This is a genomic window from Planococcus salinarum (genome assembly GCF_007004625.1).
Lineage (GTDB): Bacteria > Bacillota > Bacilli > Bacillales_A > Planococcaceae > Planococcus > Planococcus salinarum.
On record NZ_VIFV01000015.1, the window covers coordinates 40225 to 61365 of the forward strand.

Below are 21141 nucleotides of genomic sequence, written 5' to 3' on the forward strand. Positions count from 1 at the left end.
GCGCGAACAGGACAAGCGGCAATCACCAAACACTGCAGCTTCGGCATAGGAAGACTTCAAGGAAAAATAATATAGTATGAAAAAAACAGCGCAATCCCTTAAAAAGGATTGCGCTGTTTTTAATTGGAAATATGTTATTTAGAAAAGAATCGTTCCAAGCACCACGAAAAACAGGATGCCGAAGATAACGGCCATGGCCAACATCCATTTTGCTTCCCTGTCCATGCCCTGGGCTTTCATCTGGCGATACCTGAAAGTATTGGTCATTACGAACAGCACTGTCATGAAGAGCACCGCGATATCCATATAACCCAGAATCAGGAAAACGACAGCCAGCACGCTGAGTGTTGCAATCCCGATGCCTTGAAGCACTTTTAAACTCATTTGCTTTACTCCCCCTAAAAAGAAAGCCGGCATCGGATGCCGGCGAGCTTCTATTATTTTTTCTTTTCCAAATCCACTTTTTCTTGTTCTTTCTCTTCTTCACCTTCTTCATCTTCCACTGCTTCCAATGCGATTTCCGGATGATTGGAATAGAATTTCCGGCCGATGAACGTCTGGATAATCAGCAGAATACCACCGACAGTCCAGTAAACCGGCAGGGCCGCCATTGAAGTGAATGAAATGAACATGATCATGATCGGTGAAATGTAAATGAACATTTTCATCTGTTTCTGTTGCTGTTCAGGCATCGTCCAAAGTGATACTTTGGCCTGATAGAAGTATACGGCACCGGCTATCAGCGTCATGGCAATATCCGGTTCGCCCAGGTTAAACCACAGGAATTCGTGCGATCGCACTTCCGGCGAGTAAAGAATGGCAAAATACAAGCCCATGACGATCGGCATTTGGATAACTACCGGCAGACATCCCATATTCAATGGATTGACTTCATATTTTTTGTAAAGCCCCATCATTTGCTGTTGAAGCTTCATCTGTTCTTCTTTGTCTTTCGTCTCTTTCAGGCGTTTCTGGATGTCTTCCATTTCCGGACGCATTTTATCCATTTTGACTTTCATCCCCTGCTGGCGTTTATACGTGCGCAGCATGAATGGCATCAGCACCAACCGGATTACGACTGTGATGGCCACAATGGCAAGGCCGTAACTGCCGCCAAAGAGGTTCCCGAGGTAGTCGAGGGAGAAATCGAATGGTGCGACAAAAAAGCTATAGAAAAAGCCTTCTTTATTTTCAATAGCCGCACAGCCACTCAGGAAAAGCACCGCAACTGTAAGCATCGACATTAATATTAATTTCTTTTTCAAATTAGTCACCTTCACCTTTTTAAACTATTAAGAAGTATACCGCATACGGAGAGCATATTTCAAACTACGAAAAGATGCCGTCCAATTTTCACCACTGGATTTGACAGGATTGTGGCTGTGAGAAAAGCGAAAGCGACCGCTAAGCTCTCAAAGGCATAAGACAATCTGGCGAAGTGGCGCTCTTTGGCACGCAGCCAGAGTGGCTTATAACCCGAAGAGCTGGGCCGCTGGAGCCTGGACACCGAAAAGCGACAGCGCCCGTTAAGCCCCGATAAGCGCTGGAGGGTTTACCAGGCATGGCGTCCTTTTGCCATGAATGGTAAATCCGAAGCGACTCGAGGGGCTGGGCCGCTGGAGCCTGGACACCAGAAATTCACCAGCCTGCAAAAAGCCCATAAAAAAAAGGGAGAATTTCTTCTCCCTACTTAGCGTTCGGCAATGTATATCTGAAATAAGGAATATGCTGGCTGTCGCGGAATTGCTTCGGCGTCACCGTCGTATATTTCTTGAAAATGCGGGTGAAATAGCTTTGGTTGCAGAAATGGAATTGTTTGGAAATTTCAGAGATCCCTTTATCTGAATGGCGAAGGTAATGCTGCGACTCTTCAACCCGGCGCACATTGAGGTATTCGACCAAAGTGATGCCTGCATGTTCACGGAAAATCCGTGACAGATGGCTTGTTGAAATGTGGAAATGCTTGGCAACGTCTTCAACAGACAAATCGCGTTCCACTTCATCGTTAATGAACATAACGACTTTGTTTACTGTCTGATGGCCGAACGACGGCTGTTTGCGCTCTGAAATAACGGAAATGAAGAATTCGATCAGTTCGTCCGCAACGTACAGAAACTCTGAATCGTTCATGCGATTATCCACAAGTTCGATGCAGGCATTATTGAAAGCGAAAGCTTTTTTCGGCGGCACACGCATTTCAAAAAGTTTTCGTGCCATCACTGATGAAAGAACTATGTAATAATTCCGGATTGCGCGGATTGTATCTTTTCCGGCATGCAATGAAATCATGTCGATCAACGCACGAAGTGTCTCTTTCGCTTTTTCTTTTTCCAAATGGTGTATTTCATAGATTAATTGAGTTTCGGTTTCAAAAAACTTTTCCAGGCCATCGTATTGGTTGAGGTTTTCGCTCTCTGCCATAAAAATCTTGGAAATCGTCTCCTGAATTGTTGGTACAGCAATTATATTCATCTTTTCCCCGTCTTTCTTTTTACAAGTTTTTGCATTCACTGTATTAACTATATACTGAAACAATAAATAAGGACACAGTTTTGCTTAATAATATATAAATTTTTAAGCAATATGATCTACTACCTATGTCCCATCCGCAAATTTATCAGGAAATATATTCCCAAAATATATACTAAAGATACCGCAATTATCGTAAAAAATCTCGCTTTTCTTCTAAAAGTAACATACTTTTAATATAACTGAAACCTGCTATGCCTCCTGCAATATAACACAATTCATTATTTTACTCTTCTAATTCCTCTTTTTCCGGTGGAATAAGTGCCCGGATATGGCGTGGCAGAACTTCGATTTTGAAAGGCGTGACACACCCTTCATCTCCATCAATATTACAAAGCAGCGGCTCTTTGGTTCTTATCACAACTTTTGTGGTGTGGATTGCTTCGACTGCGGGATCATCCTCCAGTTTCCCCCTCCACAATGCTCCCGCCATACGGACGAATCCGGCAAGCTTGGCGTGTTCCACGATATAAAGATGGAGAAGCCCATCATCCGTCAACGCCTCGGGTGCCAGTTTTTCAAAGCCACCCACCGAGTTGGTCAAAGCCACGAGGACCAGTTTTGCATCCCCTTCCCAAACCCCATAGTCATGCTCAACTTCGAAATGCGTTTCTTCTTCTGAAGTGATCGCTTTGATCCCTTCTATGAAATAGGCGAGCGCGCCAAGTCGTGTCTTTTGTTCTGGTGTAACGGACGAAGTGGATTCCGCAACGTCACCGATCGCCAATATATTCATGAAATACAGATCGCCGACTTTGGCAATGTCCACGGCTTTCTCTCTGCCCACCTTCAAAGCTTCAATCGCTTCTTCGGGATCCAGGGAAATTCCGAGGGCACGGGCAAAATCATTGACGGTCCCAAGCGGGATCAAAGAAAACAAAGGTTTATGAGACTGCTCCGCAAGACCCGAAACCGCTTCATTGATTGTGCCGTCTCCGCCCATCGCCACAACAAAGTCGTATTTCTGCTCACAGGCTTCCTGTGCAAAGTTGGTGGCGTCCCTTTGTTTTTCCGTCTCTTTAGTATCGACAATATATCCCATTTCTTTAAGTGTTTTTTCAACATTTTCTTTGTAATCGGCTGCTTTTTCTTTTCCTGCAGATGGATTCAATATGAACATAGCCTTTTTCATCTTTTTCCCTCCAGATGGTATAATGTATTAATTGAATTACTAACTTTTATAGCGGTATTCCGCAAACCAGCGCCGAAGCGACTTATATGAATTTCGGCCTTATATCAGCTTCATTATTTCTATTTACCCTTTTATCAGCCTGTCTTAATCCATTAATTTTTCATTACTTCCAGGGAATGAGGAACACCAATGCAAGTTTTCATCTACATTATCATTTTCTTTGCTTTTTTCGATCTTTTTGCCCAATTGCCGATCATCAGTCCATTTGCAATCGAGCTCCAGGCAACACCTTTTTTGACCGGCCTCGCTGTCGGTATGTATTCGCTTTCCAATACATTCGGAAATATAGTTTCCGGTATTTTCTCTGATAGAAAAGGGCCTTTCGCGATTCTGGTTGCCGGATTGCTGCTGACAGCTTCTTTTCTCTTTACATACACGCTTGCAGAGGGGCCTTACAGCCTTCTTGCCATCCGGTTCCTGCACGGATTGGCAGCGGGGCTGATCATCCCTGCCGCATTCACCTACCTGGCTAACCGGACGGACCGGAGCCGCCGGGGAAAAGGTGCCGCTGTTTCGGGTGCTTTTGTCGGACTGGCCGCCATCATCGGACCTGCATATGGAGCAATCCTTTCCAGCCGGTCAAGCGTCCCGGAAACCATGACGGTGACGGGTCTTATGCTCCTCGTCCTTGGCCTTTTATCTTTTTTCCTGTTAAATCGCCAGGTTATAAAGAAAGAAAAGCTTCCCCCCGAACCGCTTACTGTCGGCATGATCCTTCTGAATTCGGGGTTATTGCGGGCCTTCATGGGGGCCTTTTTCCTGATGTTTTCGCAAGGTGTACTCGCTTATATGCTTCCTCTGAAAGTTTCCGGACTGGAGTTACCCGCCCAAATGAGCGGACTGTTGCTGAGCGTATTTGGTATTGCAGCCATTCTGGTATTCCTGCTTCCGGTGAACCGTATGTTTGATAGCGTAAAACCCATCTATACATTAATAGCCGGATTCCTTATCATGGGCAGTTCGCTCTTCCTGCTAAGTGCCGTTTCCGCCGCTTTCATGCTTTACTTCAGCATGATCACCTACGGCATCGGCTTCGCACTCTTGTTCCCTTCCATCAATTCCTTGCTGATTGATTCTACAACAGCGCGTTCGCGGGGCAAGGCCTATGGCTATTTTTATGCATTTTTTTCAATCGGTGTTGTGGCAGGTTCTTCTTTTACAGGGGCGTTGGCCCTGAGTGCTGACCGGGGATTTGTCACCAGCGGCGTGTTGCTGGTAAGTGCCGCTGCAGTTAACCTGGCCACTATCCGAAAATGAGACCAAAAATAAAAGGTGGTCAATGGACCACCCTGTCAGATATTATCGGTATTTATTCTAGGTTCTGGCGTTACGGATTCGGTATCTTCCTTTTTTTCCTCGTTTGTATCATTCGGCGATAATTTCTTTTTGTCTTCTTTCTGCTGTTTTTCTTTCTGCTCTTCTTCCTGCTGTTCTTCTTCGTTGTAATATTGCACCGATGTCATTGCGCCTTCTGAAACCATTTTGTTTTCCCGTGGTTCATCCGGTTTAGATCCATCATGCGCTGTTTTCTTATCGTCTTCGAGGTTTTGAGATTCCATATATGAATTCACCTTCTCTTTCGCATTATTAAAAGCCAACGTCGCTTTTTCACGATTTTCCGGGTTTTTGAAATAAGTGTAGGCTCCTACAGCCAAACCTGCCAACAGCAGGCCTTTGCCTTTCCCTTTTGCCATCCGATCCACTCCTCTGCGATTTAATGTCTTCTATAATATATACCCTTTTCCACCTGATTTAATCTCTTTCGCATAGCATTCCATAATCAGGCTTTGTCCAGCTTCATATCCAGATGGGGGATGCCGTCTTCGTCATAAACATCCGATATCGGATCGAAGCCGAATGACTGATAGAATTCCTTCAAATAGAGCTGTCCCTGCAGGCGGATTTCTTCGGACCGCCATTCTGTGAAAATAAAATCGATGCTTCGGCGGATAAGCTCTCTGGCAAGTCCCCGGCCCCTGGCATCCGGGCTTACGATTACCCGGCCGATGGATGGCACCCCGTATTTAACTTCACCTGGAAGGAGTCTCGCATAAGCCAATATTTTGCCGTTTTCCCTGTAAGCCAAATGAACCGATTCCTGGTCCAGGTTGTCGAGTTCGGGATACGGACAATTCTGTTCAACCACAAAAACATCCACCCGCAGCTTCAGCATTTCATAAAGTTCCGCAGCAGTGAGTTCTTCGAATCTATATAGTTTCCACGTCAAATGCATTCCCTCCTTTAGTCTCTATTATTCCACATCAGTGGCTATTCATGGGGAATTTTGATATGATGACGAAAAGAATTTCAGAGGTGATTGCATGATTCGTACAGGTACTGCCCAAGATATAACGGCTGTTCAGGAAATTGCCCAGATCAGCTGGACTGACACTTACCAAGACATTATCCCTGTGAATATACAACAGAATTTCCTAGATAAATCCTATTCCGTCCCAATGATGGAAATGCGCTTGAAAAAGACAATCCTGCTTTTGGCGGAACATGAAGGGCAACCCGTCGGCTTTGCCAACTTTACAAAACTCGACGACGACGGCGATGCAGAATTGATCGCCCTGTATATGAAACCCGAGCACCAACGCAACGGCTACGGCAAAAAACTGCTAGACAGCGGATTGGCTTATCTTTTGGATGGCTCGAACCTGTTTGTTTATGTGGAGAGTGAAAATCTTAAAGGCCGCAGTTTTTATGAAGCGAACGGTTTTGAATTTGTGGAAGAGTTCGAGGAATTATTCGAAGGCCATCCATTGCAGACAGCCAAATACGTGTATAATTTGAAAGCACCCGCTCTGTGAGCGGGTGCTTTTTTTATTGTCCAGACTTCAACGGCCAACTCCTCGGACTTAAGCTGTCCTTCCTATGCGGCAAAGAACGCCGCTTCGGAAGTTCATCTTATGCCTTTCGGAGCTGAACGGCCGTTTCCGCTTTTCGGTGTTGTCCAGACTTCAACGGCCAACTCCTCGGACTTAAGCTGCCCTTCCTATGCGGCAAAGAACGCCGCTTCGGAAGTTCATCTTATGCCTTTCGGAGCTGAACGGGTACCGTCGCTTTTCTTGTTTATAACGGACGATACGGTGAATCTTCATCGCGTCGTCTGTCTTCACGGCGGATTGTATCATCCGAGCCATGAACTTCATCTTCACGATAAACTGAATCATCTGTTCTGCGGACTTTGTCATCGCGGTAGACTGTGTCATCCGTTCTATGGACATCGTCCTGGCGATAACCTGAATCGTCTTTTCGATACCGGTCTTCTTCACGCATAGGCGGCTTGCGCACGAAACACATGATTGCTGCAATATAGAAGAGAATCGATGTCAGTGATAACACACCTGCCATTAAGCCGGCCAGAATAAAGAAGATTCCTGCAAGTTGCGCACTGCGGGTTTTCTTCAAGTTAATCAGAGCGACAATCGCAAAAATAGTGCTGAGCACCAACAAAGCGACAATTGCCCAGCCAAATATACCGACACTGTCCATTACAAATTCCATAACCATCTGGGCTTCTTCAGGACTTCCCTCAAAAGCTGGATCATTCATCATTTCCTGCTGGAACTGTTCAAACTCCGAGGTTCCTTCCAAATTGTCGATACTAGTAATCAACCACGCCAATAAAATGATTCCAATAACATTAAATACAATACCGATGATGCCCAGGACCCTTTCCCCTGTTCTGCTGATGATGCCGTCATTCATATTTCCTGCCTCCTTCTTATTCTGCACCCATATCATTTAATATGGTCTGCAGAAAAAAATAGTCTCATAAAAGTAGTTTCCCTAAAAAAAAAATCATAAAACATGTTTATTACGCTGGGACCCGGGTATTTATTTACTAACAAACAAAATTACAAACTTTTGAGAGGGGTTCTAAAAAATGGAAAAAAACTTAGAGTTCAGTCAATCAGATTTCGTGTTCGGTGTAAGTGGAGCTTCAATTTTAACTGGTATCGTTTTCCTTATGACATTCCTATAAGAAATTGGAGGTAGTTATGAAAAACTACATAACAGAACATTAGAAAAAGCAATCCAAACCATAATGATGGCGGATTGCTTTTTTGTGTTTCTGTGTCCAGACTCCAGTGGCCCAGCTCTTCGGGTCATAAACCAATCCAGCTACGTGGCAAAGAACGCCACTCTGCTGGCCTGTCTTATGCCTTTCAGAGCTTAACGGGCACTGTCGCTTTTCTAAATCAGACCTTTACATCTTCATATTCGTTCGAGTCATCAAAAACGGATGCGACATACGCACAAACGGGCTCTATTTTATAATCATTTTCGCGGGCATATTGCGCCGCCCGATCCACCAGTTTTCTGGCCAGGCCCTGACGGCGCATCTCTTCCTTAACATAGGTATGTTCCACGAGCATCACATCGGCCAATTGGGTCCAGGTGATTTCCCCGATGACCGTGCCGTTCTCTTCATTGCGGAAAGCAAATTCTTCCTGTCCAAGCTCTATAAGTTTAAAGTCCATCTTTCAACCTCCTCAATTATTGCTTATTGATATTCAACGGGCGCAGTGATGCTTCTATTTCAGCTCGTTTCGGTTCCAAAAATGGCGGCAAGGCCAATTTCTCCCCTAAGCTTTCAAGTGGTTCATCTGTCGCGAAACCCGGTTCATCCGTGGATAATTCAAAAAGAATGCCGTTCGGATCGCGGAAATAGATGGCTTTAAAATAATACCGGTCCACTTCTCCGGAAGTCATGAATCCATTTTCACGAAGGTAATGATTCCACCTGCTGTAGTCTTCGAAAGTCTTGACGCGGAATGCGACGTGGTGCACACTTCCGCGTCCCGGGCGTTCCGGCGGAAGATCCGGACGTTCCTCTACATGTACTTCGCCGGCCGGACCACCTTTTCCTGTCGAATAGACAAAAATATCTTCCATTCCTTCGATCTCGGAGGGATAGCTGCCAATAAATTCAAAGCCCATAATCTCAGTTAAGACCGCGGCAGTCCGGTCTTTTTTACGGACCGTCAGTTGCACATTGCCTAAACCGACAATCGCATTTTCTTCCGGAATCCCGGCTTTGGTCCAAGGAATACCATATTCAATGCCGGTTCCATCATCAACAGTCAGCATCAGGCGGGAGCCCTCAAAGTCCTCGAAAGCCAACGTCCGGCGATCGAATCGCGTACGGATTTCACCGTGCGGCACCTGAAACTCATCAAAACGTTCGAGCCAATACTGCAAAGCTTCCTCGCTCCTTACCCGAAATGATGTATTGCTGATGCTTGAAACGCCCGGATACGTCCGGCCTGCCATTGGAATATCGAAATATGTCATGTCAGTTCCCGGTGTCCCGACAGCATCTGCATAGAATAAATGATAGGATGACGTCGAATCCTGGTTGACGCTTTTCTTCACAAGCCGCATGCCAAGGATTCGTGTAAAGAAATCATGGTTTTTATCCGCATTGGCGCTTATCGCGGACACGTGGTGAATGCCTTCCAATTTCATAATCAAAATGCCTCCCTTGATTATCTTTAATTCGAGATATTAAGTAAATAATAACATCCCACAGTAGCCACAGCAAGGAAATGGCTTAAGCTAAGGAATCGGTATCTAAACGGAAATTTTTTAATCCAATAAGAAAAGCGGACAGCCAAGGCTGCCCGCTTTTCTTATTGGATTAATTGAATATCGAACGGATGCTGTTCGCCAGGTTTCTGAAAAACTCCCTGACATTTGCCCAGAAGCCTTCATCGTTGACGATGTCGGTGAGTTTATCTTCAATCGTTTTGCTTAAATCCTCCAGCTGGGTCGACCATTGTGAAAAGTCGATGTCCAATTGGCGGATGCGATCCATTAAATCGACCAACAGTTGGCGATCTTCGGGACTCAACTCGATTTGCAGTTTCGATAATTGGTCTTCGACAATCTGTTCCACGTCTTCGCGTGATGCAGGGTTTTGTTCAGCAATCTGCTTTTTGATCTCAGTCAGCAATTCACTGACTTTTGCTTCATCCACATCTTCTGCAAGTTCTGTTGCCACTTCCAATTCATCGTTTGCAACGTCAGTGCGTTCCGGGTCCAGCTGTCCGCCGTTCACTTCGTAAGCTTTGTAAATGCCTACCAGTGCTGAATGGCCTGTTACCGGTTTCGGTGCAGCCACTTCAACTGTCGCATTTTCAATTCCTGCAGTCAGCATAGCATTAGCGTACATTTCCGTCGTTACTTGCGTGATGTTATCCGGTGTCACAATCTGGATTACGAGGCCTTCACCTTCATCTGTCCGTGTGATTTTCGCAGAAGAGAACATCCGCGCACGTGCATCACCGTCTTTGATGTAAGTGACAAGATCGTCACCGGTCACTTCGATTTCTTCCACTTCAGCTTCTTCTTCAACACTCAGGCTGTCTGCGACACTGGCCTTTTCATCTTCAGAGAGGTTTCCTCCGTAAACTACGATCGGCACACCATATTTTTCATTGATTCCTACATTCGCTGCTGCCCATGAAGGTGTCAGCGTGGAGACAACCAGAATCATCGCTATAATTGTGATCAATTTTTTCATTTTTATAGCCCCTTTCTATAGAAATAATACGAATCCGCTTCAGAAAGGTTGCATCAATGCTGCTGAAGTTTGGTCCAGCCTTCTTCCTGTACAATACGGCGGTCTTTGTATAATCTTCCCAGTGCCCGTTTGAAGGCGGCTTTGCTCATCCCAAACATTTCCTGAATTTCTTCAGGAGAGGATTTATCGCTGAACGGCATTTGGCCGCCTGATTCAGTCAAATAACGCATGATTGTTTCTGCATCATCCGATAAGCGTTCCTGTTTGCGCGGCAGAAGTGAACCGTTCAAGGACCCGTCATCTTTGACTCCGATGATGCGGACTGTTTTTTCTTCCCCAAGACGCGGTTCTTCTTCACGCTCTGTCTCGTGGACGAAGATTCTGTACATTTCGGGTACGGAAATCATGAATGTTCCAATCGGCAGCAGGCGATAGGCGCGTGCCTTCAGATCCTGGTTGTAGACAGAGGTCGGGGCAGGAACAAACAGTTCACTGACCTTTTCCTCTGTTGCCATACGTCCGTATAAATCGCCGTAGCGGTCTGTCCGCAAAGTCATGAAAATATGGTCGCCCTGCTTTGGCCAAAGTTCTTCAAATTGCGGCAGATCCGCCGGCAGTAAATAGACTTCGCGGGTCGTGCCGATATCCAGAACCGCTCCTTCGCGTTTCGAGATCTTCAGCACTTTGGCCCAGCCGTAGGTGCTTGGCAGAATATGTGGAATCATCGGAGTCGCCGAAACGCCGCCCTGGCGGTTGCGGTAAAGGAAAACTTCAATTTCTTCCCCGATTTCCTGCCCTTCTTCGATTTCCGATTCATTCATCAGAACTTCATCGCCGGAACCGTCCGTCAGGATCCACTGGGAACCTGACCGGTCTTTTACTTTTAATAATGCTTTTTCACCTGGATGCAATGGCATAATGAAACCTCCTGTTTCGTCTAGCTTTTCTCTTCTTCATTTTTAAGCTTTTCCAGCTTTTCCGTAAATTCCGGATTTTCTTCAAGAACCTGGACAAGGTCCGCAATGCGGTTGATCGAATTCCAGCTCAAATGATGTTCGATTCCTTCGACATCATTGTAGATGCGTTCTTCATCGACACCGATCAGGCGCAGGAATTGCTCCAGCAAATCGTGTCTTTTGACAAGCCTTTTGCCCAACTTCTGTCCTTGCGGCGTCAATACCAGGCCTCGGTAACGTTCATAAATCAGGTAGCCGTCCTTATCGAGTTTCTGCACCATCTTCGTCACCGATGAAGGCAGAACCGATAACGCTTCCGCAATATCCGAAACCCGGGCGTAGCCTTTCTGTTCTATTAATGAGTATATGATTTCAATATGGTCTTCCATACTTGGAGTCGGCAAATTTCGTTCCTCCCTAACGTGACTATCATCAGTTTACTATACCCTCTCCCGGCTAACAACTGAGCTCTACCTTATGCAGCCGCCAGATTTTTTCGGCAAAAGGTTTGCGCGGTATTTTTCAGGGGTACATATTACTATCTAAGCAGAAAGGTCGGTGAGAACACATGGCTCGTATTTTATGGATTATTCTTGTAGTTATTTTAGCAGTTTGGATTATCGGATTTTTACTTGATGTTGCCGGCGGATTAATTCACATATTATTAATCATTGCAGCAATTATTTTAATCGTAAACTTGATTTCCGGCAGGAAAGGCGTATAGAAGAAGAGACGGCGAGGGCACTCCTCACCGTCTCTTTTTTTCGCCTATTTTTCCTTGCAGTTACACCTTCCAAAGCCTGGTGCCGCTGTATTATTCGCTGATTTTCGAATAAACGCACGTATCCCGCAATTTATTGTCTGTGCGGGAGATGGTGTCATTGCGCAGGATCCCCTCAAGCTCGAAGTCCAGCCTTTCAGCAACGGCACGGCTTCTGACATTGTCAGGATCACATTTGATCTCGACGCGGTTGGCGCCGAGTTCCTCAAACGCAAAGCGCGTAATGCGATCGACCGCTTCGGTGACATAGCCTTTCCCTTCGAAACGATTGTCGACCCAATAGCCGATTTCAAACTTCCGGACTTCCCAATCGATGCGGTGAAGGCCCGATGATCCGATAAATTCTCCGGTATCCTTCAGAAAGAAATGAAGGCGGAGGTCTTTGCGCAACTGGAAATCGGCTGCTGCTTCTATGAGATTCGCTTCAATCTGCTGCAGCTCCGGCTTTTTCTGTGCAAACGGCATCCATGGCCGCAGCGATTCGATCGAATGCTTGATGGCTTCATAGCTGTGGACCGCGTCTTCGCGGCGGGGGGCGCGGATCACCAGTCGCTCCGATTCGAATTCTTCCGGAAAATCGAGCAGCACCGGATTGAACGGAGGCTCTTTCGGTTCCGCTATGGTGTCTTCCCATAACACCGGTGTTGTGACGCCCTGCTGCCAGTCTTCGCGAGTCATCCCGTAAGTGACCGCATCAAAATAACGATTTTCTTTTGCCGAAAACCAGGCCTGGCGAATGTGGGCTTCTTTCACAAACCCGGTGCGTTCAAATGCTTTGCGCATCGCAAAATTATCGTGTCGGGTGTGGCCTTCCAGCCGAATTTTCTTTTCGGAAAGCGAGAAGACGAAATCCGCTGTCATCTTCAATGCCTTGGGTCCGTAACCCTTTCCACGATATGGATCGGCAATCCGCAAATCGAACAGGGGAATGTCATCCTGCAGGTCGAATATCTTCACCAGTCCGACCTGCTCGCCGTTGTCATTTTCAACCCAAAAGGTGGTTACCTGATCAGACTGGTAACCCCCTTCTTCTATCGTTTTCTGGATCAAGGCACGGACGGGATGTTCCTGTCCGTGATATGGCCAGGAATTTGTCGTCATAAAATGGATCAGCTGTTCCTGCTCTTCCATTGTCCACTCAGTTAATTTCAAAACAAATCCTCCAAGCATGCATTGCTTACTTTTGAACTTTCACCAGGCGCAGAGCATTCAGAATCACGAGCAGCGTCGCCCCCATGTCTGCGAAAATCGCAATCCATAAAGTGAGCCAGCCCGGAATAATGAGCAGCAACGCAATTATTTTCAGCCCCAAAGCAAACATTATATTTTCCTTTATTATACGCAATGTTTTGCGGCTTAGTCGAATGGTATAGGGAAGTTTTTCAAGATCGTCGGCCATCAGTGCGATATCTGCCGTTTCAAGGGCCGCATCGGTGCCGGCTCCGCCCATGGCGATGCCGACCGTGGAAGCAGCAAGTGCCGGCGCGTCATTGATGCCGTCGCCGACCATTGCGACGCGTCCATATTGGTGTTGGAGTTCGCGTACCGCAGACAGTTTATCCTGCGGCATCAAGCCTGCGCGGACATCGGTGACGCCAATTTCTCCTGCGATGGCATGGGCAGTCGCAGGGTGGTCGCCGGTAAGCATAATCGTGCTGCCGATGCCCATTTCTTTCAGTTGCCGGATGATGGCTGGGCTTTCCGTGCGGATGGCATCAGCGACGGCAATGACACCAATGAGGGCTTCTTTTGTGAAGACCGCCATCACCGATTTGCCGCTTTGCTGCAATATGCGGGCGCGTTGCGGAATGTTCATCCCGGACTCTTCCGCCCAAAGCAGGCTGCCGACATGGATTCGCTCCCCCTGGATTTCCGCATAAGCCCCTTTTCCGGTAATTGAATTAAAACCTTCGGAAGGCAGAATATGCGGCGCTTCTTTCCCGATTGCGCGGGCCAATGGATGCTGGGACATCGCTTCGGCTGACGCCGCCAGCTGTACCAGTTTCTCTCTTGTATAGCCTGACTCCGGTAAGGCGTCCGTCATTTCCGGATAACCTTTTGTCAGCGTACCGGTTTTATCAAAAGCGATTGCTTTGATGCGCCCGGTCTCTTCCAAATGGATGCCGCCTTTGATGAGGACCCCCTGCCTTGCCGCATTGCCGATTGCCGTGACAATTGCCACCGGCGTCGACACGACCAGTGCACAGGGACAGCCAACAACCAGAACAGCTAATCCCTGGTAAATCCAAAGCTGCCAATCGCCTGTTACGTAGCCCGGAACCAACGCCACGAGAAAAGCGATGGCAATGATGGCCGGTGTGTAATATTTCGCAAATTGGTCAACAAATTTCTGTGTGGGTGCTTTTTCAGCCTGCGCTTCCTCAACCAGATGGATGATTTTTGCGATTGTCGTATCTTCCACCCGCTTGGTGACGGTCACTTGGAGTGCGCCTTCCTCGTTCAGTGTTCCAGCAAATACTTCAGCGCCAGGGGTTTTGACTTCCGGAATCGACTCTCCCGTAATGGCTGCCTGGTTGACTGCAGACTCTCCGCTCAGAACGACGCCGTCCATGGCAATTTTCTGTCCCGGTTTAACGATCAGCACGTCGCCGACCCGGACTTCTTCCGTATCCATCTCGAGCAGCTCACCATTTCGCTGGATCAATGCGCGCGCCGGCGCCAGATCCATCAAACCGCGGATTGACTGGCGCGCCTTGTTCATGGAAAAGGATTCCAAGGCTTCAGAGATTGCGAATAGAAACACGACCACTGCGCCTTCACGCCATTCACCGATGATTGCGGCACCGATGACCGCAATCGTCATCAATGTTTTCATGTCAAATTCAAGACGGCTGAGGTTCATCAGTCCGGTGCGGAACATGTGATAGCCCCCGACGAGCATTGAACTGCCGAACAGCCCGATTGCCCATGGATTGCCTTCAGTCGTCTGGAAGGAAAGGATGACTCCGGCAATCAGCAACAGAAAGGATATGGCGGTTTCAATTGTCTGGCGCCGTTTATAAAAAGGAGTATGCACGACTTGCGATTTTTCCGGATAAATCCGGATATGGTCGAATGCTCCCGCCTTTTCCAGGGCCTCGATGGATACATTGCCGTCCACCGTCAGCTTGGAAGCGCCGAAATTCAAATCGACCCACTCGATATCAGGCAGGCTGCGTATATTCTTTTCGAACTTCGCCGCACAACTTGTGCAGGAGAGGTTTTCAAGCCGGTAGGTTTTAACCAATTTCCTCACCTTCTTTCGCATGCTCGTGCGCAAGGGTCACAAGCTGGTGGACGTGTTTGTCCGACAGCGAATAAAATATCTGCTTTCCTTTGCGCTCCGACTTTGCCAATTTGCGTTCGCGCAGATAACGGAGGTGATGGGAAGCAGTGGCAGTGGACCCCTCAATAACTGCGGCAATATCACAGACACACATTTCGTCTTCTATTGTTAAAGCATAAGCAATTTTCAAACGCGTTTCATCGGCCAATGCTTTGAACAGAGTTGCCACATCTGACAAATCCGTCATCTGGTTTTGGACATTCTTAACTTTTTCGGGATGATCTTGCGACACTTCACAAATCACTTTCATACAGGCACCTCTTCCGATTACTCAAACCATGGTTTGAATGTTTTCTTCAGTGTAACTGTTTCCTATTTCATAGTCAAACGACCGTTTGATTGTTTGAGAACTGATTGAAAAAAGGAATTTTCGGGTCCCCTGTCGAATAATCATTCTAAGGTTTTAAAGGCAAAGGAGGAATTGGGATGTATCAGAAGATATTGTTGGCCGCTGATGGATCTGAACACTCGAAAAGAGCTGCGGCTGAAGCTTTAAAGATGGCCAAGATGTTTCGCGACTCCGTCGTGACCTTGCTGTATGTTGTGGATTATGAAAAAGCCCGGACAGAAGTGCTCCACGACAAGCAAAGTGAGCAGATGCACTCCCACCGCCGGAAACTGCTGCTGCCGCTCGAAGAAATTTTCAGCGCTGCCGGCATTCCTTTTGAAGTCAAAACGCTGCACGGCACTCCCGGCCCGACCATCATCCGGCACGCCAATGAAAACAGCTACGACATCGTCTTCATCGGCAGCCGGGGACTCAACGGTTTTCAGGAAATGGTGCTCGGCAGTGTCAGCCATAAAGTGGCGAAACGCGTGCTGGCCCCCGTTATTATTGTGAAATGAAAAAGGCTGGAAAAGGGATGTTGTCTCCTTTTCCAGCCTTTTTATCATTCAGAAAATCGTATAAGCCAGTACGAACAGGCCAAGTCCAACGACCAGGTTGGCCGCCAGATAAGAAATGCCGGCCAGCCAATTGCCGTCCTCGAAATCTTTCACCGCATCCAGCGCCATCGTCGAGAACGTGGTGAATGCACCAAGAAACCCGGTCAGCCAGAACACGGACAAATTGCCGCTGCCGACAAAAGCGCCCAGGACGAACGAGCCGAGAATATTGACCAGCAAAGTGGCGATTTTCGGCTGCCGCCAACGGACCTCCACAAACAGGTAAAACAAATAGCGGGCCATGGCGCCAAGGAATCCGCCTAACGCAATCTCAATCAGACTCATTCCTTCACCCCTTTCCGGCCAAGCCATAATCCGGCAGCCGCCGCAATCACTGCCGCGGCTGTCATCGACAGCCCATAAACAGCGCCGGCAACGACCGAAGATTCCAGCTCCCGGAACCAATCATTTGAGAAGGCTGAAAAGGTCGTGAAGGAACCCAACACCCCCGTCGAAATAAACAGACGCATTTCCGCTGATTTTTCGCTGAGCTTCATCACAGCGAAGCCGATCAGGAAACTGCCGATGATGTTGACAGCCCAAAGGCTGTAAGTTCCCGGCACCGCTGCGTATATCCAGGCACGAAGCAACGAGCCGGCCATCCCGCCGAAGCCTACCGCTAACATTCTTTTCACATGAAAAACCCCATATCTTTTTTAAAAATAAGTTTAAAATAAATTCAGTAGGCGATATTCCGCAAAACAGCGCCGAAGCGGAATGTCTAACTTCACTTATCTAACAATTATAACTTACTCGGCTTTGAGTGTTAAGGTCGACCCTTCCGCCGAACCGTCGATTGGTGTTTCGTGATAATTGCCCTCGGCCCATTTATCGACCTGGTTATGGAAGAAATCCGACTTCATGTGGCCGCTGAGTCCCGGTCCGACGATGTGATGGGCACTCGACAAATCGGAAAGATCAGCGACAAAGCGCCAGGCCGCCCCGTGGTCGACATTGCCTTCATCATCAAACGCCGCTGCCTGCACCGTGATATTCGAACCACCGAGCGGCTGCGGATCCGGATTCAGGATGCTTTCGAATATGGCGGATGCTCCGGCAAGCGGATGCGGGAACGTCAGCTGATGATGCTCGCCCCATTGCCAGTCCCCATGGTCGTCTCCATATTCTTCTTCCACTTCCGAAAGACTCGTTGCAAGCGCATCTGTCAGCCATTTTCCGGCACCGCCGTATTCACTGACCCAGGCGCCATCGTTGCCGGCAAAAGAATCACGCAGCATCGCATCGGTAAGGTGATTTTTTCCGGGCATCAATTCATAAACATCCTCCGGGAAGCTGTCCGCAAGCAAGGTGTGCGGCAGCTGTTTCATCCATTTATGGAACACGAGCGGGGCCGGCTGGTCGGCATGGTCGACTCCATCCCAATCGGCAAGCATCGTGAGCACCTCTTCGTACTCATCACTTTCTGTGCTCACTGCACGGATCATATCTTCCAAAAATTCTTCGGCATACAGGTTTTTCTGATCCATCTGCAGTTGCATCATATCTTCCGGCATCAAGTTGTCGGAGGCTTCCAGCACTTCCGCAATGCGCTCATAGCGATAAGGCTGCGCCCAAAAATCAGTGATATGGTGCTCATAGGAATCATCGACAATTTCATTGTTTGCTGTGGCAATAAACCCGCTTTCCGGATTCACGACCGTCGGCAGTTCGTCAAACGGCACATAGCCTTCCCATCCGTACTCCGCTGAATCTCCCGGAACCGGCAATTGGCCATCCCCTGTTTTGCGGATGGGGATGCGGCCATTTGCTTTATAGGCGATGGTGCCATCGGTGGCAGCAAACACAAAGTTTTGGGCGGGAGCCTGAAAATCTTCCAGTGCAGTTTCAAACTCTTCCCAATCGGCGGCTTTATTGAATGCGAGAACCGCCTGCAGTTCAAGAGTCGGCTCGAGTGCAGTCCACTGCATCGAAAACAGCGCACCCGGTTCTTCTTCTTCGTAAAGCAGATCGGAAATGATCGGGCCATGGCGCGTCACAATCACTTCAAAATCAATAGTTTCACCGTCTTTCACCCGGATTGGCTCTTTCCGGACTTCCGCCTGCTCCCATTCGCCTTCGTAGCGGAATTGGGTCGGGTCATCCGGATTCGGCGTTTCAATATAGAGATCCTGCACGTCCGGACCGACATTCGTCACGCCCCAGGCCACCTTTTCGTTGTGGCCGAGAATAATGCCCGGCACTCCCGCGAAAATAACACCACTCACGTTCTGCTCCGGAGAGCTCAGGTGCATCTGGTACCAGATCGAAGGCGTGCTCAATCCCAGGTGCGGATCATCCGCAAGCAGCGGCATGCCGCTTTCCGTTTTGTCACCGGACACGACCCAGTTATTGCTGCCGTTGAATTCGTTCGGCACAAGTGAAGCATCAAATGCACCCGCGACTTTTACCTGGTTGCTGATATTGGCTTCAATAATTGCGGGGGCACCTTCCGGGTATTCGATGAACAATTCCCTTGCTTTGTCTTCCGGAAATTCACCGAGCGCCCAGTGGCGAACGGCAAGTGATGACCAATTGCCGCCCAGGTCATAGGCCATGAATTTGCCGATGGCCAGTGAATCGACCGGCGTCCATTCCTCCGGCTCGTAGCCGAGCAGGCTGAACTCGTAACTCAGCGTGTCATTTTCCTTTGCTTCCCCGATAAAAGCATTCACCCCTTCGGCGAACCACTCCAGCACCTGCTTCGACTCTGCATCGTAACCTTCCCATGATTTTTCAGCCGCATCGCGCAGGCTGAACGTGCGGAAGAATTTATCCGTATCAACGGCGGCTTCCCCGACTGCTTCAGCAAGCCGGCCGCTTGCCTGTCGACGTGACAAGTCCATCTGGAACAGACGGTCCTGTGCGACCACATACCCCTGGGCACGGTAAAGATCGGCATCGGACTGCGCTTCGATATGAGGCACCCCGATGTCATCCCGTATAACCGTTACGTCTTTATCCAGTATGGCCATATCCAATTCTCCGCTGATGACCGGTTTCGATTTTCCTATGTAAGCGTTCACATAAATAAGTCCAATAATGCCAATGGCCAGCAGGACCCCCAGAGTTCCCAACACCCACTTGAGCCAGTTTCTTCTTTTCGGCTTCTTATCCATTTTACTTTCTCCCCCTTTTCAACATCTTATTTTATTCGACTCCAATCCTGGGAATTCCTTCTATATCTTTCGAGACTCTTCTCGGCATAGGCTTGTCCAATGCGCCGAAGCATTCTATTTATGCTGATTCTCCAATTCAACTTATATATATAAAAACTAGCCCGCAATTTTGCGGGCTAGTTTACGATGTCCTCTTCGCCGAGAACCATCTTCACTTTTGAAACTTGTTTTTTCTCCGTCAGGACATAGAGCACATCTCCGACCTTGAGTTTAGTTGTCCCGGTCGGCATGACGAGCCTGCCCGAACGGATGATTGCGCTGATCAAGGTCTGTTTCGGCAGGCCGATCGTCTGCACCAGCTGGCCGGCGAAAGGTGATTTGCTCGTCAATTCAACTTCGAGCATTTCCGCATTCGCTTTATCCATCGACACCAATTCCAGTGAATGGATGCGCTTTGGCGATGGCTTGCCGTTGAGCTTCAGCCTGTTGGCAACAAACGGAATTGTGGAACCCTGCAGCAACGCCGAGGTCAACACGATAAAGAAGACGACATTAAAGAACAGGAAGCTGTTGTCCAGGCCGGCAAGCATCGGGAACGTCGCAAGGACGATCGGTACGGCACCGCGCAGTCCCGCCCACGACATGAACAGCTTTTCATTCAATGAATAATCGAAAAAGATCGTCGAGGCGAAAACCGCAATCGGACGAGCGATAAAGATCAATACCAGCGACAGGATCAGGCCTTTCCAGATCAGGTCCCATTCAGCCAACTGGCTCGGGAAAACGAGAAGGCCGAGAATGACGAACATCAGAATCTGCATGAGCCACGCAAGCCCTTCATTGAAACTGATGATTGAGTAGCTGTGCGTCAGGTCCCGCGTCCCGATGACAAGCGCCGCCAGGTAAACGGCCAACAGCCCGCTGCCTCCAAGAATTGCCGTCAAACTGTAGATGAAAATAGCGAAACCGACAGACAGCACTGCATAAAGTCCGGAAGCATTCAATTTGATCCGGTTTATCGTCCATGAAGCGAATAACCCAAGAACAAGCCCGAGAACCGCTCCGACGCCCATCTGCAGTACAAAACTGCCGAGCATTGTAAAGACGGAGGCTTCAGGCGTGAGGATCAACTGGATAATCGCAATCGTCAGGAACATCGCCATCGGGTCGTTGGTTCCGGATTCTGCTTCCAGTGTAGAAGAAATTCTTCCTTTGATATTTTGGCCGGCAAGCACCGAGAATACAGCGGCCGCATCCGTGGATCCCACAATCGATCCCAGAAGCAGCGCTTCAAGGACTGAAATGTCTAAAACGTAATATGCAGCGAATGCTACTACCGCGGTTGTAATGAGGACCCCGAGTGTGGCCAGCACAAGAGAAGTGCCGAGCACGGGCCGTATATTTTTCCACTGGGTCTGCAAACCGCCTTCAAAGAGGATAATAATCAAAGCGAAGACGCCGACAAGCTGGGCAATCTCTGCGCTGGAGAAGTAGATGAGTCCGGTTATGTCACTGCCGAGAATCATTCCGATGACCATGAAGAGAACGAGGGAAGGGACGCCGGCGCGTGCTGAAACTTTTGTCATCAGCACACCCATCAACAGGAAAGCGCCGCTAATCAGGATGATTCCGTTAATTGTATAGTCGATCACCATCAGCTCCCAGGTTTTTTTACTATTCAATTATAGCATAATTTTAGCCTATTAAAAAAACGGGAACGCCTTTTCCAAGGATTCCCGTA

23 protein-coding genes are annotated in these 21141 nt (G+C 48.2%); 4 read left to right on the plus strand and 19 right to left on the minus strand.

Annotated features, from left to right (window positions below):
* Window positions 1-138: 138 nt before the first annotated feature.
* From DIJ65_RS10325 to DIJ65_RS10340, 4 genes are all read right to left on the minus strand, one after another.
* Window positions 139-384 (minus strand): hypothetical protein, encoded by a 246-nt coding sequence (locus tag DIJ65_RS10325; protein WP_071152464.1) that lies wholly within the window; start codon window positions 382-384, stop codon window positions 139-141.
* Window positions 385-437: 53 nt separating this feature from the next.
* Window positions 438-1265 carry a membrane protein insertase YidC gene (gene yidC, locus DIJ65_RS10330; protein ID WP_117301918.1) on the minus strand — a complete coding sequence of 276 codons (828 nt, stop codon included), beginning with the start codon at window positions 1263-1265 and terminating at the stop codon, window positions 438-440.
* A gap of 421 nt (window positions 1266-1686) precedes the next feature.
* The gene (locus tag DIJ65_RS10335) at window positions 1687-2472 is read right to left on the minus strand and encodes a helix-turn-helix domain-containing protein (protein WP_071152463.1); all 786 of its coding nucleotides are present in this window, start codon (window positions 2470-2472) and stop codon (window positions 1687-1689) included.
* A 283-nt stretch (window positions 2473-2755) separates the two neighbouring features.
* Window positions 2756-3661 (minus strand): diacylglycerol/lipid kinase family protein, encoded by a 906-nt coding sequence (locus DIJ65_RS10340; RefSeq protein ID WP_071152462.1) that lies wholly within the window; start codon window positions 3659-3661, stop codon window positions 2756-2758.
* Window positions 3662-3850: 189 nt separating this feature from the next.
* Here DIJ65_RS10340 and DIJ65_RS10345 point away from each other — a divergent pair, with 189 nt between their 5' ends.
* Window positions 3851-4978, plus strand: a complete 1128-nt coding sequence (locus DIJ65_RS10345) for an MFS transporter (RefSeq protein ID WP_117301920.1) — start codon at window positions 3851-3853, stop codon at window positions 4976-4978.
* A 35-nt stretch (window positions 4979-5013) separates the two neighbouring features.
* On the opposite strand, the gene DIJ65_RS10350 is transcribed toward DIJ65_RS10345, so the two are convergent.
* Together DIJ65_RS10350 and DIJ65_RS10355 are read right to left on the minus strand one after the other, a co-directional pair.
* Entirely contained in the window at window positions 5014-5415 is a 402-nt protein-coding gene (locus DIJ65_RS10350; protein ID WP_117301922.1) for a hypothetical protein, read from the minus strand.
* Between the two features lie 86 nt (window positions 5416-5501).
* Entirely contained in the window at window positions 5502-5948 is a 447-nt protein-coding gene (locus tag DIJ65_RS10355) for a GNAT family N-acetyltransferase (protein WP_117301924.1), read from the minus strand.
* 94 nt (window positions 5949-6042) lie between these two features.
* Between DIJ65_RS10355 and DIJ65_RS10360 the strand changes: the two genes are divergently transcribed.
* A complete protein-coding gene (locus DIJ65_RS10360; protein ID WP_117301926.1) occupies window positions 6043-6534 on the plus strand; it encodes a GNAT family N-acetyltransferase in 492 nt (163 codons plus the stop codon).
* 262 nt (window positions 6535-6796) lie between these two features.
* Here the strand turns inward: DIJ65_RS10360 and DIJ65_RS10365 are convergent, their stop codons facing one another.
* The 6 genes from DIJ65_RS10365 to mntR form a co-directional block, all read right to left on the minus strand.
* Complete coding sequence (locus DIJ65_RS10365) at window positions 6797-7435, minus strand: DUF4064 domain-containing protein (protein ID WP_185959540.1); 639 nt, start codon at window positions 7433-7435, stop codon at window positions 6797-6799.
* 494 nt (window positions 7436-7929) lie between these two features.
* Window positions 7930-8211 (minus strand): GNAT family N-acetyltransferase, encoded by a 282-nt coding sequence (locus DIJ65_RS10370; RefSeq protein WP_117301930.1) that lies wholly within the window; start codon window positions 8209-8211, stop codon window positions 7930-7932.
* Between the two features lie 16 nt (window positions 8212-8227).
* Window positions 8228-9199, minus strand: a complete 972-nt coding sequence (locus tag DIJ65_RS10375; protein WP_117301932.1) for a ring-cleaving dioxygenase — start codon at window positions 9197-9199, stop codon at window positions 8228-8230.
* Window positions 9200-9371: 172 nt separating this feature from the next.
* Window positions 9372-10256 carry a DUF1002 domain-containing protein gene (locus DIJ65_RS10380; RefSeq protein WP_117301934.1) on the minus strand — a complete coding sequence of 295 codons (885 nt, stop codon included), beginning with the start codon at window positions 10254-10256 and terminating at the stop codon, window positions 9372-9374.
* A gap of 53 nt (window positions 10257-10309) precedes the next feature.
* Window positions 10310-11173 (minus strand): CvfB family protein, encoded by an 864-nt coding sequence (locus DIJ65_RS10385; protein WP_117301936.1) that lies wholly within the window; start codon window positions 11171-11173, stop codon window positions 10310-10312.
* A 20-nt stretch (window positions 11174-11193) separates the two neighbouring features.
* On the minus strand, window positions 11194-11616 hold the full coding sequence (mntR, locus tag DIJ65_RS10390) for a transcriptional regulator MntR (protein ID WP_117301938.1): 423 nt from the start codon (window positions 11614-11616) through the stop codon (window positions 11194-11196).
* A gap of 164 nt (window positions 11617-11780) precedes the next feature.
* Between mntR and DIJ65_RS10395 the strand changes: the two genes are divergently transcribed.
* Entirely contained in the window at window positions 11781-11936 is a 156-nt protein-coding gene (locus DIJ65_RS10395; protein ID WP_117301940.1) for a lmo0937 family membrane protein, read from the plus strand.
* A 90-nt stretch (window positions 11937-12026) separates the two neighbouring features.
* Here DIJ65_RS10395 and DIJ65_RS10400 read toward each other — a convergent pair whose 3' ends face one another.
* From DIJ65_RS10400 to DIJ65_RS10410, 3 genes are read right to left on the minus strand one after another with little or no spacing between them, the layout of a single operon-like run.
* The gene (locus DIJ65_RS10400; protein WP_117301942.1) at window positions 12027-13145 is read right to left on the minus strand and encodes a GNAT family N-acetyltransferase; all 1119 of its coding nucleotides are present in this window, start codon (window positions 13143-13145) and stop codon (window positions 12027-12029) included.
* Between the two features lie 25 nt (window positions 13146-13170).
* On the minus strand, window positions 13171-15261 hold the full coding sequence (locus DIJ65_RS10405; protein ID WP_117301944.1) for a heavy metal translocating P-type ATPase: 2091 nt from the start codon (window positions 15259-15261) through the stop codon (window positions 13171-13173).
* A complete protein-coding gene (locus DIJ65_RS10410; RefSeq protein ID WP_117301946.1) occupies window positions 15233-15589 on the minus strand; it encodes an ArsR/SmtB family transcription factor in 357 nt (118 codons plus the stop codon). The genes DIJ65_RS10405 and DIJ65_RS10410 overlap by 29 nt, the downstream gene beginning before the upstream one ends.
* Before the next feature lie 176 nt (window positions 15590-15765).
* Between DIJ65_RS10410 and DIJ65_RS10415 the strand changes: the two genes are divergently transcribed.
* On the plus strand, window positions 15766-16185 hold the full coding sequence (locus DIJ65_RS10415) for a universal stress protein (RefSeq protein WP_117301948.1): 420 nt from the start codon (window positions 15766-15768) through the stop codon (window positions 16183-16185).
* Window positions 16186-16233: 48 nt separating this feature from the next.
* On the opposite strand, the gene DIJ65_RS10420 is transcribed toward DIJ65_RS10415, so the two are convergent.
* The 4 genes from DIJ65_RS10420 to DIJ65_RS10435 all read right to left on the minus strand — a co-directional run bounded on the left by DIJ65_RS10420 (window position 16234) and on the right by DIJ65_RS10435 (window position 21055).
* Complete coding sequence (locus DIJ65_RS10420) at window positions 16234-16569, minus strand: fluoride efflux transporter FluC (protein WP_230321378.1); 336 nt, start codon at window positions 16567-16569, stop codon at window positions 16234-16236.
* Entirely contained in the window at window positions 16566-16910 is a 345-nt protein-coding gene (locus tag DIJ65_RS10425; RefSeq protein WP_230321382.1) for a fluoride efflux transporter FluC, read from the minus strand. The genes DIJ65_RS10420 and DIJ65_RS10425 overlap by 4 nt, the downstream gene beginning before the upstream one ends.
* Window positions 16911-17033: 123 nt before the next feature.
* A complete protein-coding gene (locus tag DIJ65_RS10430; RefSeq protein ID WP_117301952.1) occupies window positions 17034-19400 on the minus strand; it encodes a penicillin acylase family protein in 2367 nt (788 codons plus the stop codon).
* 176 nt (window positions 19401-19576) lie between these two features.
* Entirely contained in the window at window positions 19577-21055 is a 1479-nt protein-coding gene (locus DIJ65_RS10435; RefSeq protein WP_117301954.1) for a potassium/proton antiporter, read from the minus strand.
* Window positions 21056-21141: the final 86 nt, after the last annotated feature.

Coding starts and splice junctions, on each gene's coding strand:
- DIJ65_RS10325 (WP_071152464.1), bottom strand. CDS start 384: ATGAGTTTAAAAGTGCTTCAAGGCATCGGGATTGCAACACTCAGCGTG.
- DIJ65_RS10335 (WP_071152463.1), bottom strand. CDS start 2,472: ATGAATATAATTGCTGTACCAACAATTCAGGAGACGATTTCCAAGATT.
- DIJ65_RS10340 (WP_071152462.1), bottom strand. CDS start 3,661: ATGAAAAAGGCTATGTTCATATTGAATCCATCTGCAGGAAAAGAAAAA.
- DIJ65_RS10345 (WP_117301920.1), top strand. CDS start 3,851: ATGCAAGTTTTCATCTACATTATCATTTTCTTTGCTTTTTTCGATCTT.
- DIJ65_RS10350 (WP_117301922.1), bottom strand. CDS start 5,415: ATGGCAAAAGGGAAAGGCAAAGGCCTGCTGTTGGCAGGTTTGGCTGTA.
- DIJ65_RS10360 (WP_117301926.1), top strand. CDS start 6,043: ATGATTCGTACAGGTACTGCCCAAGATATAACGGCTGTTCAGGAAATT.
- DIJ65_RS10365 (WP_185959540.1), bottom strand. CDS start 7,435: ATGAATGACGGCATCATCAGCAGAACAGGGGAAAGGGTCCTGGGCATC.
- DIJ65_RS10370 (WP_117301930.1), bottom strand. CDS start 8,211: ATGGACTTTAAACTTATAGAGCTTGGACAGGAAGAATTTGCTTTCCGC.
- DIJ65_RS10375 (WP_117301932.1), bottom strand. CDS start 9,199: ATGAAATTGGAAGGCATTCACCACGTGTCCGCGATAAGCGCCAATGCG.
- DIJ65_RS10380 (WP_117301934.1), bottom strand. CDS start 10,256: ATGAAAAAATTGATCACAATTATAGCGATGATTCTGGTTGTCTCCACG.
- DIJ65_RS10385 (WP_117301936.1), bottom strand. CDS start 11,173: ATGCCATTGCATCCAGGTGAAAAAGCATTATTAAAAGTAAAAGACCGG.
- DIJ65_RS10395 (WP_117301940.1), top strand. CDS start 11,781: ATGGCTCGTATTTTATGGATTATTCTTGTAGTTATTTTAGCAGTTTGG.
- DIJ65_RS10405 (WP_117301944.1), bottom strand. CDS start 15,261: ATGCGAAAGAAGGTGAGGAAATTGGTTAAAACCTACCGGCTTGAAAAC.
- DIJ65_RS10410 (WP_117301946.1), bottom strand. CDS start 15,589: ATGAAAGTGATTTGTGAAGTGTCGCAAGATCATCCCGAAAAAGTTAAG.
- DIJ65_RS10415 (WP_117301948.1), top strand. CDS start 15,766: ATGTATCAGAAGATATTGTTGGCCGCTGATGGATCTGAACACTCGAAA.
- DIJ65_RS10420 (WP_230321378.1), bottom strand. CDS start 16,569: ATGAGTCTGATTGAGATTGCGTTAGGCGGATTCCTTGGCGCCATGGCC.
- DIJ65_RS10425 (WP_230321382.1), bottom strand. CDS start 16,910: ATGTTAGCGGTAGGCTTCGGCGGGATGGCCGGCTCGTTGCTTCGTGCC.
- DIJ65_RS10430 (WP_117301952.1), bottom strand. CDS start 19,400: ATGGATAAGAAGCCGAAAAGAAGAAACTGGCTCAAGTGGGTGTTGGGA.
- DIJ65_RS10435 (WP_117301954.1), bottom strand. CDS start 21,055: ATGGTGATCGACTATACAATTAACGGAATCATCCTGATTAGCGGCGCT.